This window comes from Amycolatopsis lurida (genome assembly GCF_900105055.1).
Classification (GTDB): Bacteria; Actinomycetota; Actinomycetes; order Mycobacteriales; family Pseudonocardiaceae; genus Amycolatopsis; species Amycolatopsis lurida.
The window spans coordinates 6,821,921-6,835,463 of record NZ_FNTA01000004.1 but is presented as its reverse complement, the minus strand read 5'-3'; the positions used below and the strand labels follow the sequence as shown (position 1 = coordinate 6,835,463).

Annotated in this window: 7 protein-coding genes and 3 rRNA genes; 6 read left to right on the top strand and 4 right to left on the bottom strand. The window is 62.3% G+C overall.

The window, feature by feature from the left end:
• The 6 genes from lipA to BLW75_RS37400 all read left to right on the top strand — a co-directional run bounded on the left by lipA (position 1) and on the right by BLW75_RS37400 (position 6,199).
• The gene (lipA, locus tag BLW75_RS37425) at positions 1 to 1,002 is read left to right on the top strand and encodes a lipoyl synthase (protein WP_034324098.1); all 1,002 of its coding nucleotides are present in this window, start codon (positions 1 to 3) and stop codon (positions 1,000 to 1,002) included.
• Between the two features lie 61 nt (positions 1,003 to 1,063).
• A complete protein-coding gene (locus BLW75_RS37420; RefSeq protein WP_034324095.1) occupies positions 1,064 to 1,726 on the top strand; it encodes a DedA family protein in 663 nt (220 codons plus the stop codon).
• Positions 1,727 to 1,736: 10 nt separating this feature from the next.
• The gene (locus BLW75_RS37415; RefSeq protein ID WP_034324093.1) at positions 1,737 to 2,600 is read left to right on the top strand and encodes a patatin-like phospholipase family protein; all 864 of its coding nucleotides are present in this window, start codon (positions 1,737 to 1,739) and stop codon (positions 2,598 to 2,600) included.
• A gap of 97 nt (positions 2,601 to 2,697) precedes the next feature.
• On the top strand, positions 2,698 to 3,888 hold the full coding sequence (locus BLW75_RS37410) for a L,D-transpeptidase (RefSeq protein WP_034324090.1): 1,191 nt from the start codon (positions 2,698 to 2,700) through the stop codon (positions 3,886 to 3,888).
• A 15-nt stretch (positions 3,889 to 3,903) separates the two neighbouring features.
• Positions 3,904 to 4,641: an SIR2 family NAD-dependent protein deacylase gene (locus BLW75_RS37405; protein WP_091599172.1), complete on the top strand. Its 738-nt coding sequence runs from the start codon at positions 3,904 to 3,906 to the stop codon at positions 4,639 to 4,641.
• A gap of 154 nt (positions 4,642 to 4,795) precedes the next feature.
• On the top strand, positions 4,796 to 6,199 hold the full coding sequence (locus BLW75_RS37400) for a glycoside hydrolase family protein (protein ID WP_143055415.1): 1,404 nt from the start codon (positions 4,796 to 4,798) through the stop codon (positions 6,197 to 6,199).
• A 475-nt stretch (positions 6,200 to 6,674) separates the two neighbouring features.
• On the opposite strand, the gene rrf is transcribed toward BLW75_RS37400, so the two are convergent.
• From rrf to BLW75_RS37380, 4 genes are all read right to left on the bottom strand, one after another.
• Positions 6,675 to 6,791, bottom strand: a 5S ribosomal RNA gene (rrf, locus tag BLW75_RS37395).
• A gap of 84 nt (positions 6,792 to 6,875) precedes the next feature.
• Positions 6,876 to 10,012 (bottom strand): 23S ribosomal RNA (locus BLW75_RS37390).
• 321 nt (positions 10,013 to 10,333) lie between these two features.
• Positions 10,334 to 11,850: ribosomal RNA gene (locus tag BLW75_RS37385) — 16S ribosomal RNA — on the bottom strand.
• The 16S, 23S and 5S rRNA genes sit together here, the layout of an rRNA operon.
• Before the next feature lie 351 nt (positions 11,851 to 12,201).
• Positions 12,202 to 13,446 carry a low temperature requirement protein A gene (locus tag BLW75_RS37380; RefSeq protein WP_034311172.1) on the bottom strand — a complete coding sequence of 415 codons (1,245 nt, stop codon included), beginning with the start codon at positions 13,444 to 13,446 and terminating at the stop codon, positions 12,202 to 12,204.
• Between the last annotated feature and the right edge of the window lie 97 nt (positions 13,447 to 13,543).

The window sequence follows — 13,543 nt, the reverse complement described above, 5'->3', positions numbered from 1 at the left end:
GTGAGTGCTGCCCCAGATGGCCGCAAGTTGTTGCGGCTCGAGGTCCGGAATTCCCAGACTCCCATCGAAAAGAAGCCGTCGTGGATCAAGACGCGCGCCCGGATGGGTCCGGAGTTCACCGAACTCAAAGGCCTGGTGCGCCGCGAAGGCCTCCACACCGTCTGTGAAGAAGCCGGCTGTCCCAACATCTACGAATGCTGGGAAGACCGCGAGGCGACCTTCCTGATCGGCGGGGACCAGTGCACCCGGCGCTGCGACTTCTGCCAGATCGACACCGGCAAGCCCGCCGAGCTGGACCGCACCGAGCCCCGCAAGGTCGCCGAAAGCGTCCAGGCGATGGGCCTGCGCTACTCGACGGTCACCGGCGTCGCCCGTGACGATCTCGAAGACGGCGGTGCGTGGCTGTACGCCGAAACCGTGCGCCAGATCCACACGCTGAACCCGGGCACGGGTGTCGAGCTGCTGATCCCGGACTTCAACGCGGATCCCGACCAGCTCGCCGAAGTCTTCGGCTCCCGCCCCGAGGTGCTCGCGCACAACGTCGAGACGGTGCCGCGGATCTTCAAGCGCATCCGCCCCGGCTTCCGCTACGCGCGGTCGCTGGAAGTCATCACCCGCGCTCGCGAGGCCGGCCTGGTGACGAAGTCGAACCTGATCCTCGGCATGGGCGAGACCCCCGAAGAGGTCGCGCCCGCGATGAAGGACCTGGTCGACGCCGGCTGCGAGATCCTCACGATCACCCAGTACCTGCGTCCCTCGCCCAGGCACCACCCCGTGGACCGCTGGGTCAAGCCGGAAGAGTTCGTCGAGCACTCGAACGCCGCCGAGGCCATGGGCTTCGCCGGAGTGATGGCCGGGCCGCTGGTCCGTTCCTCGTACCGCGCCGGACGCCTGTTCGCGCAGACGAAGGCCCACCGCGGCGAGCCGCTGTCGAAGAACTTGGCCCACCTGGCCGCCGAAGGTCCCGCCGCGCAGGAAGCCAGCTCGCTGCTGGCCAGGTGACTCCGGTCACCCTCTTCGCGACATCACCACCCACCAGGTCACGAATCAGTAAAGTGACCTGGTGGCGTTGGTAACCGATCTTCTGAACTGGCTGCAGAGTCTCCCGGAACCGGGACTGGTCGCGGCGACCGGCGGACTGGTGTTCGCCGAGTGCACCATCGGGCTCGGCTTCATCGCCCCCGGTGAATCGGGGCTGCTGGTCGCGGCAACGACGGCGACTTCGGTCTCCCGTTTCCTGACTCTGTGGGCCGTCGTGACGGTCTGCGCCGCACTCGGCGACTCGCTCGGCTACGCGATCGGCAAACGCTTCGGTCCGCGTCTGCGCGAGACGAAACTGATCCGCAAGTACGGCCTCGACGCCTGGGACAAGGCGACGGGCGTGCTCGAACGGCGAGGCGCGTGGGCGGTGTTCTTCGCGCGGTTCCTCCCGGTGATCCGCACGCTGACTCCGGCGGCGTCGGGCACGTCGGGCCTGCCCTTCCGCAAGTTCCTGCCCGCCGCCGCGGCGGGCGCGGCCTGCTGGTCGGCCATCCACATCGGCATCGGCGCCGCTCTCGGTGAAGCCGCCAAGAAGGTCGAAGGCGCGCTCAACACCGGTGGCCTGATCATCGTCGGCGTGCTCGTCGGCGTCGCCGTGTACTTCCTGCTGCGCTACAAGAAGAAGAAGGCGCTCGCCGTCACAGCCGAGGAAGCCACTCCGGCGAAGATCGGCGCGGACGACTAAATTCCCGGGTATGGCCGCCCTGAACCTGCCCCAGCCCCTCGGTTTCGTGCTCGGTGGCGGCGGCAGTCTCGGGGCCATGCAGGTCGGGATGCTGCGTGCCCTGACCGAAGCCGGGATCACCCCGGACCTCGTCGTCGGTACCTCGGTGGGTTCGCTGAACGCCGCCGTGCTCGCCCTCGGGGGTGAATCGGGTGCTCGGCTGGACCGGATCTGGTCGCGGATGACCCGGCACGAGGCGTTCCCCGGTGGCGTGTTCAGCCAGGTGCGGACACTCCGGCACAGCAAGACCAACCTGTTCCCCAACACCGGTCTCGCCGCGATCGTCGACGAGCACATCGGCGAGGGCGTCCGGTTCGAAGATCTCGCGCTGCCGCTGGGTGTCGTCGCGACGGACGTCGACACCGCCGAACCGCTCCTCATCCGCTCAGGGCCCGTTCTGGCGCCCCTGCTGGCCAGCTGCGCGATTCCGGGGATCTATCCGCCGGTGCCGTTCGGGGAGCGCATGCTCTACGACGGCGGCCTGGTCGCCAACGTGCCGATGCGCCAAGCGCTCGCCATGGGCGCGAAATCGCTCGTCGTCCTCGACTGCGCCTTCCCCGGCAAGATGCCCGGCACCCCGCAGACCTTCGCCGAGGTGCTGATGTTCACCGCGATGATCAGCATGCGGAACCAGGCGGTCCTGGAGGCGCCGATCGCCGCGGCCGAAGTGCCCGTGGTGTACGTGCCCGGGCCGAAGCCGGTGCGGGTCAGCCCGCTGGACTTCAGCCACACCACCGCGCTGACCGCCGAAGCTTACGAGTCCGCGAAGACCTATTTGGGTGAATTGAGTGTCGATGGCCCGGGTCTTTATGGTGCTCCCGGTCTCGTTGTGTAGTGACGAGCAACCGACCGGCATCGATCACGTCTTCTTCGTCGCGTAGTTTTGAAAGAGAGAACTTTCCGCTGATAGCGCGACATAAAAAGAGAACCATATGTTTCCCAAGAAGACATTACTTTCGACGGCCGGAATTCTCGCCTCGGTGGTGCTGATCTCCTCATGCTCGCCTTCGGGCGGCACCACTTCACCCGGCACCAGCGCCGAACCGGACACGAATCCGGTTTCGGTGACCATCGATCCGGCAGGCGGGACGAACGTCAATCCGGCGACCCCGGTGGTGGTCAAGGCCGAGCACGGCAAGCTGATCGACGTCACCGTCAGCAACGCCGACAAGGGCAGCCAGGTGAAGGGTGAACTGGCGAGCGACGGGCTCAGCTGGAAGACCACCGAACCGCTCGGCTACGGCAGCACCTACAAGATCGTGGCGCACGCCCAGGGCACCGACGGGAAGCCCGTCGAGCAGCAGAGCAGGGTTTCCACGCTGAGTCCGAAGCAACAGGCGAACCCGAACCTGATCCCGGCTCCCGCGGCGGTGACGTCCGCCGGCGTCGGCGTCGGGCAGCCGATCGTGTTCGCCTTCGGCCAGGCGGTGAAGAACAAGGCCGAGGTGGAGAAGAAGCTGTCCGTGGAGTCCACGCCGAAACAGGAGGGCTCCTGGTACTGGATCGACGACAAGAACGTCCACTACCGCCCCAAGGTGTACTGGCAGCCGGGGACGACGCTCAAGGTGTCGGCGATGATCTACGGCGTCGATTTCGGCAATGGCGTATACGGCGCGACCGATCGCACCGAAACGTACAAAGTGCACGATTCGTGGGTCGCGAAGGCCGACGGCAACACCGAACAGATGCAGATCTTCCACAATGGCCAGCTGGCGAAGTCGATGCCCATTTCCATGGGCAAGGACGCCACGCCGACGCATTTGGGCGCCCACGTCATTTCGGACAAACACGAGAATTACGTGATGGATTCGTGCACTTACGGCGTCTGCCAGGGCCAGCCGGGGTACTACAAGGCGAACGAGAAGTGGTCGCTGCGCATCTCCAACGACGGCGAGTTCGTCCACGAGAACCCGAACAGCGTCGGCGCGCAGGGCAGCTCCAACGTGTCGCACGGCTGCATCAACCTCAACGCGGCCAACGCCCAGTGGTTCTACCAGAACATGGGGCTCGGTGACGTCGTCGAGGTGACCAATTCCGGTGGCCCGCAGCTGCCGGTGTGGGACCTCTACGGCGACTGGTCGAAGTCGTGGGCGGACTGGCAGGCGGGCAGCGCGCTCAAGTAGAGGCATGATGGGCCGGTGACCAGCACCCTGAGCACCGCCCGCTCACTCGTGGCCGGCGCCGGCCGGGTCGTCGCACTGACCGGCGCCGGGATCTCCACGGATTCGGGGATCCCCGACTTCCGCGGCCCGCAGGGCCTGTGGACCCGCGATCCGGCCGCGGAAAAGATGTCGAACCTCAAGGCTTACCAAGGCAGCCGTGAGGTCCGAGAGCGGACCTGGCAGGCTCGGCTGGTGCACCCCGGCTGGGACGCGACGCCGAACGCCGCGCACTACGCGCTCGAGCGCCTGTCTCCGACGTGGATCATCACCCAGAACATCGACCGGCTGCATCAGAAGGCGGGCTCTCCACCCGAGCGGGTGCTGGAACTCCACGGGACGATGTTCGAGTCCGTCTGCCTGTCCTGTGATGACCACCGCGACATGCGCTCGACGCTGGAGCGCGTCCGCGCGGGCGAGACCGATCCGCCCTGTCTGGTGTGCGGTGGCATCCTCAAGTCGGCCACCGTCTCGTTCGGCCAGCACCTGGACCAGAACCTGCTCCGGGCCGCTCGGACCGCCGTCTCCGACAGCGACCTGCTGCTGGTGGCCGGATCCTCACTACGGGTACAGCCGGCCGCCTCGCTGGTGAGCGTCGCTTCCCGGTCCGGATCCGCCGTGGTGATCTGCAACGGCTCCGAAACGCCCTACGACTCCATGGCGACAGCCGTCGTCCGCGGCCCCCTCAGCGAAACCCTCCCCGCCCTGACCTCGTAACTCGCGCCGGCTCGAGCACAGTTGCCGACATCGTGCGACCACTCGACTCCGGTGCGTACACCATCACAATTGCGCTGCGGAGCAAACTATTCGGCGGGCTCGGACGACATCCCCCTAGTCACTCGCTTCGAAGTCACGTGGGGAGAAGATGTTCATGAGCACTGAATTCGCGGAGCACTCCTCGGAACAACAGATTTTGCAGCCCGGAGTCGGCGCGCCGTCCGCGGTCCGGCGATATTGGCATCCGACGGACAAGGACTGGATTTCGGTACCGGCACACGGCAACCAGCCGACCACCGCGACGCTGCAGTCCTTCGGATACCAGGCCCCGACCGGGCCTCAGTTCTACGTCAGCCTGATCGGCAGCGGCGACATGGTCGAGGTCTTCCGCTGGTGGCACCCGGTGGACAAGGACTGGATCGACATGCCCGCCGGAATGGCCACCGATGCGCAGATGACCGCCTGGGGCTACCAGAGCAAGACGTTCCAGTACTACGCGTTTCCCACCCAACGCCCCGGCACCGCGGCGGTGCATCGCTGGTGGCATCCGACCGACAAGGACTGGCTCACCGTCCGGGCCGGGGAATTCACCGACGCGCAGCTGCAATCGTTCGGCTACCAGAGCAAGACCTTCCTGTTCTACGCCTTCGCGCAGCAGTCGCCGACGCAGGAAGCCGGATACTTCGCCCTGAGCACGCCACAGAAGTCGGTGCTGAGCCCGGTTTCGTGGAGCGGCGAACACGACCACCCGCACACCTTCAGCGTGTTGGACGTCAACCCGGCGCAGTCGCCGTCCATCAACGGTGGCTTCCGCTATCTGGGCTACTTCGGGCACCACGAATGCGCCGGCCTTGGCATCGCGCGAACGAACGATCTGAACAGCACCTCGTGGACGCAGTCGACCACGCCGCTGTTGTCCGGCACCGGCGAACGCTGGGGCTGCGCGCTGCTGAACCCGGACAGCACGATCGGCCTGGTGCACAACGTCTACTGGTGCGGCGGCAACCCCGACGGCGGTGCCTACTACATCGTCGGGCGCAAGAGCACGGACGGTGTCAACGGCACACAGTTCACTTCTTTCGTCCCCCTGGTCAAGGAAATGGCGGTTAACAACGGAAATCCGACCCTGTTCCGCGACCCGGCCACACAGACCGTGTACCTGTACTGGTTCCGCGAAGCGGGCGGCCGCAAGGAGATCCGCGTCAAAAGCGCGGTCTCCTTCGACGCGCTGCTTCAGACCGACTCGGCCGATCTCGGCACGCTCGTCGCCTACTCCCGAGACGTAGTGGCCGCACCACACGTGATCAAGGTCGGCTCGCTGTACTACCTGGCCGTGGAGACGTTGGAGCAGACCAACGTCTGGAAGACACGGGTGCTCACCGCGACCAGCCCGACGGGCCAGTTCTTCGAGCTTCCCACCGGGCCGGTCTACGGCAACGGATCGGCGTGCGTCTTCCAGCACGTCTTCGACAACACCCTGCACAGCTACTACTGCAACGAAGGGAACCCGGGCGTGGGCGACTGGACGCTCGACCACGTGAGCGCTCCACTGGCGTGACTTGGCCCGCGCGACCACTCGACCAGATCCCGCACGGCCCGCGGAACCGGCGTGCCCTTCCCCGTCACTCGCGTGCTCAGCGCCGTAACTCGCGTGATCTGCGCCGTAACTCGCGTGTCCAGGGACGTCATTCGCGTGATCCGGGCCGTAACTCGCGTGTTCTGCGCCGTAACTCGCGTGTCCGGGGGTGTGGCTCGCGTGTCCAGTGCCGTAACTCGCGTGTTTGGGTGGACGACACGCGTGATCAGACGGACGACACGGCGTACGAACCCCCGGGTCGTCGTGTCGTCCGTGTGGTCACAGGTGTCGTCCGTCTGATCACGCGAGTTACGTGCTCAATCACGTGTGTTACGTCCCTGGACACGCGAGTGACGTCCCTGGGCACGGGTGTGGCGGGTTTCGGGTATGAAAAAAGGGACCCAGGTCGGGAGAACTCGTGGTTCTCGACCGACCTGGGTCCCTTTTCTTAATGTTAGTCCGGCGGTGTCCTACTCTCCCACAACCCTTCGGTTGCAGTACCATCGGCGCTGTCAGGCTTAGCTTCCGGGTTCGGAATGGGACCGGGCGTTTCCCTGACGCTATAACCACCGAAACACTATGAAACAACACTCCCCACCATATACTGCTGGTGGTTGTGTGGTGTTTCAGAGCTGTAGAGTGGATGCGTAACATCTTCGTGGGCAAGTCCTCGGCCTATTAGTACCAGTCAACTCGACAACACATTACTGTGCTTCCATTTCTGGCCTATCAACCCAATGGTCTGTTGGGGGCCTTAACCCACAAAGGGGTGGGATACCTCATCTTGGAACAGGCTTCCCGCTTAGATGCCTTCAGCGGTTATCCCTTCCGAACGTGGCCAACCAGCCATGCCACTGGCGTGACAACTGGCATACCAGAGGTTCGTCCGTCCCGGTCCTCTCGTACTAGGGACAGCCTTCCTCAAGTATCCTACGCGCGCGGCGGATAGGGACCGAACTGTCTCACGACGTTCTAAACCCAGCTCGCGTGCCGCTTTAATGGGCGAACAGCCCAACCCTTGGGACCTACTCCGGCCCCAGGATGCGACGAGCCGACATCGAGGTGCCAAACCATGCCGTCGATATGGACTCTTGGGCAAGATCAGCCTGTTATCCCCGGGGTACCTTTTATCCGTTGAGCGACACCCCTTCCACCAGGTGGTGCCGGATCACTAGTCCCGACTTTCGTCCCTGCTCGACATGTCTGTCTCACAGTCAAGCTCCCTTGTGCACTTGCACTCAACACCTGATTGCCAACCAGGCTGAGGGAACCTTTGGGCGCCTCCGTTACTCTTTAGGAGGCAACCGCCCCAGTTAAACTACCCATCAGGCACTGTCCCTGAACCAGATCATGGTCCGAGGTTCAGATTCCCAATCCGACCAGAGTGGTATTTCAACAACGACTCCACCAACACTAGCGTGCCAGCTTCACAGTCTCCCACCTATCCTACACAAGCCGAACCGAAAACCAATACCAAACTATAGTAAAGGTCCCGGGGTCTTTCCGTCCTGCCGCGCGTAACGAGCATCTTTACTCGTAGTGCAATTTCGCCGGGCCTGTGGTTGAGACAGCCGGAAAGTCGTTACGCCATTCGTGCAGGTCGGAACTTACCCGACAAGGAATTTCGCTACCTTAGGATGGTTATAGTTACCACCGCCGTTTACTGGCGCTTAAATTCTCAGCTTCACCCCGAAAGGTTAACCGGTCCTCTTAACGTTCCAGCACCGGGCAGGCGTCAGTCCATATACATCGTCTTGCGACTTCGCATGGACCTGTGTTTTTAGTAAACAGTCGCTTTCCGCTGGTCTCTGCGGCCACCCACCCCTAGTCCGCAAGGGACTTCAGAGTGTTTGGCCCCCCTTCTCCCGAAGTTACGGGGGCATTTTGCCGAGTTCCTTAACCACAGTTCACCCGATCGCCTTAGTATTCTCTACCTGACCACCTGTGTTGGTTTGGGGTACGGGCCGTGCACGCACTCGCTAGAGGCTTTTCTCGGCAGCATAGGATCACTCTACTTCGCCTCAATCGGCTACGCATCACGTCTCAACCTTCATGAGCGGCGGATTTGCCTACCACTCGGTCTACACGCTTACACCAGTACTACCACTCACTGGCGGAGCTACCTTCCTGCGTCACCCCATCACTCGACTACTACGGAATCAGATCCCACGCTCCACAACCAATCTCCACCCCGAAGGGTCTCGACTGGCGCTTTGGGTGGTTAGTATCAACCGCCTCATCCTGGGCGCACGTGCTCGGGTACGGGAATATCAACCCGTTATCCATCGACTACGCCTGTCGGCCTCGCCTTAGGTCCCGACTTACCCTGGGCGGATTAGCCTGGCCCAGGAACCCTTGGTCATCCGGCGGCAGAGTTTCTCACTCTGCATTCGCTACTCATGCCTGCATTCTCACTCCCACACCCTCCACGACTGGCTTCCGCCGCCGCTTCCCTGGATGCAGGACGCTCCCCTACCCATCCGTGCGACTAGACATCTCTTCAAGAGAGACGCCGATCTATATGCACGAATGACACAGCTTCGGCGGTGTGCTTAAGCCCCGCTACATTGTCGGCGCAGGACCACTTGACCAGTGAGCTATTACGCACTCTTTCAAGGGTGGCTGCTTCTAAGCCAACCTCCTGGTTGTCTGGGCAATCCCACATCCTTTCCCACTGAGCACACACTTGGGGGCCTTAGCTGGTGTTCTGGGCTGTTTCCCTCTCGACGACGAAGCTTATCCCCCGCCGTCTCACTGCCACACTCTCACACCACGGTATTCGGAGTTTGGTTGATTTCGGTAACCCGGTAAGGCCCCTAGACCATCCAGTAGCTCTACCCCCGTGGAGAAACATGTGACGCTGCACCTAAATGCATTTCGGGGAGAACCAGCTATCACGGAGTTTGATTGGCCTTTCACCCCTACCCACAGCTCATCCCCTCAGTTTTCAACCTAAGTGGGTTCGGCCCTCCACGTCGTCTTACCGACGCTTCAGCCTGGCCATGGGTAGATCACTCCGCTTCGGGTCTAGACCACGCGACTCAGACGCCCTATTCAGACTCGCTTTCGCTACGGCTACCCCACACGGGTTAACCTCGCCACGCAGCACTAACTCGCAGGCTCATTCTTCAAAAGGCACGCCATCACCTCAACATCACAAGGATGTGCTCGGGCTCTGACGGCTTGTAGGCACACGGTTTCAGGTACTCTTTCACTCCCCTCCCGGGGTACTTTTCATCTTTCCCTCACGGTACTAGTCCGCTATCGGTCTTCAGGAAGTATTTAGGCTTACCGGGTGGTCCCGGCAGATTCACAGCAAATTCCACGAGCTCGCTGCTACTCGGGAACACCAAACAAACGATCCACAACGTGTTTTCGCGTACGGGACTCTCACCCACTCCGGTCGCCCATCCCAAGACGTTCCACTAACACGCGTAACCGCTCCGAGGACTGTCAGATCCTCGACGCTGGGTCCCACAACACCACACACACAACGCCTGACAGCTTGACATGTGCATGGTTTAGCCTCTTCCGCTTTCGCTCGCCACTACTCACGGAATCACGGTTGTTTTCTCTTCCTACGGGTACTGAGATGTTTCACTTCCCCGCGTTCCCTCCACACACCCTATATATTCAGATGCGGGTAACACCACATAACTGGTGCTGGGTTTCCCCATTCGGAAATCCTCGGATCACAGCTCGGTTGACAGCTCCCCGAGGCATATCGCAGCCTCCCACGTCCTTCATCGGCTCCTGAAGCCAAGACATCCACCATGTGCCCTTAACAACTTGACCACAAAGATGCTCGCATCCACTCTACAGTTCTCAAACACCACACCAGAAACAAACGTCCCGGGGCGTAAGCCCCTCGGCGTGTTGCCTCAGGACCCAACAGCATGCCAGCGAACATCGAAATTCCCTTGACCCCGCAGCACACGTTCCACGCACCCGAAGGTGCAGTACTAGCCCGTGCAGGCATCAAGCGAACCGACATAAACCAGTAGTTCCACAATTCCTTGAGCAACCAGTGCCAACACACGGTCGGTGTTGAAACCCTGGCCACTCCACCAACCGTTGGTCCGGGTATCCCGGCGGGGTGGATGTGTTGCTCCTTAGAAAGGAGGTGATCCAGCCGCACCTTCCGGTACGGCTACCTTGTTACGACTTCGTCCCAATCGCCAGTCCCACCTTCGACCACTCCCCCCCTTACGGGTTGGGCCATGGGCTTCGGGTGTTACCGACTTTCATGACGTGACGGGCGGTGTGTACAAGGCCCGGGAACGTATTCACCGCAGCGTTGCTGATCTGCGATTACTAGCGACTCCGACTTCACGCAGTCGAGTTGCAGACTGCGATCCGAACTGAGACCGGCTTTAAGGGATTCGCTCCACCTCGCGGTATCGCAGCCCTCTGTACCAGCCATTGTAGCATGTGTGAAGCCCTGGACATAAGGGGCATGATGACTTGACGTCATCCCCACCTTCCTCCGAGTTGACCCCGGCAGTCTCCCACGAGTCCCCGCCATAACGCGCTGGCAACGTAGGATAAGGGTTGCGCTCGTTGCGGGACTTAACCCAACATCTCACGACACGAGCTGACGACAGCCATGCACCACCTGTACACCAACCACAAGGGAAGCCCTATCTCTAGGGATGTCTGGCGCATGTCAAGCCCAGGTAAGGTTCTTCGCGTTGCATCGAATTAATCCACATGCTCCGCCGCTTGTGCGGGCCCCCGTCAATTCCTTTGAGTTTTAGCCTTGCGGCCGTACTCCCCAGGCGGGGCGCTTAATGCGTTAGCTACGGCACGGACAACGTGGATGTCGCCCACACCTAGCGCCCAACGTTTACAGCGTGGACTACCAGGGTATCTAATCCTGTTCGCTCCCCACGCTTTCGCTCCTCAGCGTCAGTATCGGCCCAGAGACCCGCCTTCGCCACCGGTGTTCCTCCTGATATCTGCGCATTTCACCGCTACACCAGGAATTCCAGTCTCCCCTATCGAACTCAAGTCTGCCCGTATCGCCCGCACGCTCCACGTTAAGCGTGGAGTTTTCACGAACGACGCGACAAACCGCCTACGAGCTCTTTACGCCCAATAATTCCGGACAACGCTCGCACCCTACGTATTACCGCGGCTGCTGGCACGTAGTTAGCCGGTGCTTCTTATCCAGGTACCGTCACTTGCGCTTCGTCCCTGGCGAAAGAGGTTTACAACCCGAAGGCCGTCATCCCTCACGCGGCGTCGCTGCATCAGGCTTGCGCCCATTGTGCAATATTCCCCACTGCTGCCTCCCGTAGGAGTCTGGGCCGTGTCTCAGTCCCAGTGTGGCCGGTCACCCTCTCAGGCCGGCTACCCGTCGTCGCCTTGGTAGGCCATTACCCCACCAACAAGCTGATAGGCCGCGGGCTCATCCTGTACCGCCGGAGCTTTCCACTAAACCCCATGCGAGGCTCAGTCATATCCGGTATTAGACCCAGTTTCCCAGGCTTATCCCAAAGTACAGGGCAGATTGCCCACGTGTTACTCACCCGTTCGCCACTAATCCACCCCGAAAGGCTTCATCGTTCGACTTGCATGTGTTAAGCACGCCGCCAGCGTTCGTCCTGAGCCAGGATCAAACTCTCCAACAATGTCTTCGAATTCAATCGAGGCAATTTAATGCTCTCAAAGGAACCTCAAACGAGGTTCAAATATATAAGCTCTACTGGCTTAGTTCACTAGCACACTGTTGAGTTCTCAAGCAACACACCCCAGATCGCACCGTGGCTACACGGCCTTATCCGAAGCAGTCATTTCTTGGCTTTTGTCCGGAGCACACCCTAACACCTGCTCGAAACTGCCGTTTCAGCGGGGGTAGAGTTACCTCTCCGGTTCGGGACCACCCACTCTACCACCATCCGGTGGGAGCTTGGTTCGTGTTCCCGGCGGCCGCTCGGTTTCCCTGGCGACGAAGAGAACATTACACGGCCCGAAACCGGCGTTTACAGGGGGGTCCCTTTTTTCGCGCCGGGGCTCTGACCTGCATCGATCGGGCTCTCCCCCGGAACCGGCTCGCCGTGGGTGGCGACCACCGTCAGGACGACCAGAGCGGCGGCGAGCCCGGCGGTGATGTGGATGGGCGCCGGCGTGAACGACGCGCCGAGCACGAGCACCGCGGTCACCGGGAAGCCGATCGCGATCGGGCGGCATTCGTTGGTGGGCCCGATGTGCATCAGCCAGACGCTGAGCAGATAGATCGCGACGGGCACGGTCGTCGCCATGGCGGCGGGCAGGGACGCGACGTGTCCGGTGTGGGTGTCGTAGTCGACCGCGACTTCGAGGCCGGCGCCGAGCGCGGCCGCCGACGCGAAGATCAGGTAGTGCCCATAACCCCAGCTCGCGACGGTGAACAGGCTTTTCGCCTTCTCGAGGCGAGCATGTCCCGGCTGGTCGAAGTACAGCCACCACAGGGAGAACACCAGCACAAGTCCTGCGGCGGCGAGCGAAATCAGGCTGCCGGTGTGCTTGCCTTCGTCCAGCCCCTCCTTGACCGCGGTGGTCGCGCCGAGGATGGATTCACCCAGCACGATGATGGTGAACAGGCCGTAGCGCTCGGCGATGTGGTGCGGGTGCCAGCCCGTCCAGCGCTTGCGTTCGGCGATCACCGGAACCGCGAGCTCGGCCACCAGGAGCAGGAAGAACGACGGCAGCGCCAAGGACTCCGGAAGACCGAGGCGGACGACCCACAGGATCTGGACGATCGTGATGCCGACGGCGTAGCGCAGCGCGGCCGGACGGCAGTGCGGATCGGTCCGTGCGGCGCGCAGCCATTGCACGACCATCGCCAGCCGCATCAGGACGTAGCCCGCCACCACGATCCCGAAGTCGCCTTCGAAGGCCGAGGAGACACCGGCGGCGACGGTCAGCCCACCCGCGATCTGGACCAGCGTCACCAGCCGGTACGGAACGTCGTCGGTGTCGAACGACGACGCGAACCAGCTGAAGTTCAGCCAGCCCCACCAGATCGCGAAGAACACCATCCCGAAGCTGAGCACCCCGTGCCCGATGTGGTTCTCGGCGATCGCGTGGTGCAGACCGGCGGCGGCCTGCGCGACGGCGACCACGAAACACAGGTCGAACAACAGCTCCAGCGGGGTCGCGACCCGGTGTCCTTCGCCGGAATCGCGCATCTTCATCGGCCGGTACCAGACCCGCAGCCGACTCCGCCGTACAGAACTCTCCGCCATCAGTGCTCCTCGCCATGTCGATCTGCGGAGATCTTCGCAGCCGAAGGCGATTCACACACTCGGAGGAACGCGCGGCGGGTGGGTCCGGGCCGGGTGC

What these genes read in the sequence shown, in the direction of transcription:
- BLW75_RS37400 (WP_143055415.1), top strand. Translation starts at nt 4,796, where the DNA reads ATGAGCACTGAATTCGCGGAGCACTCCTCGGAACAACAGATTTTGCAG.
- BLW75_RS37410 (WP_034324090.1), top strand. Translation starts at nt 2,698, where the DNA reads ATGTTTCCCAAGAAGACATTACTTTCGACGGCCGGAATTCTCGCCTCG.
- BLW75_RS37415 (WP_034324093.1), top strand. Translation starts at nt 1,737, where the DNA reads ATGGCCGCCCTGAACCTGCCCCAGCCCCTCGGTTTCGTGCTCGGTGGC.
- BLW75_RS37380 (WP_034311172.1), bottom strand. Translation starts at nt 13,446, where the DNA reads ATGGCGGAGAGTTCTGTACGGCGGAGTCGGCTGCGGGTCTGGTACCGG.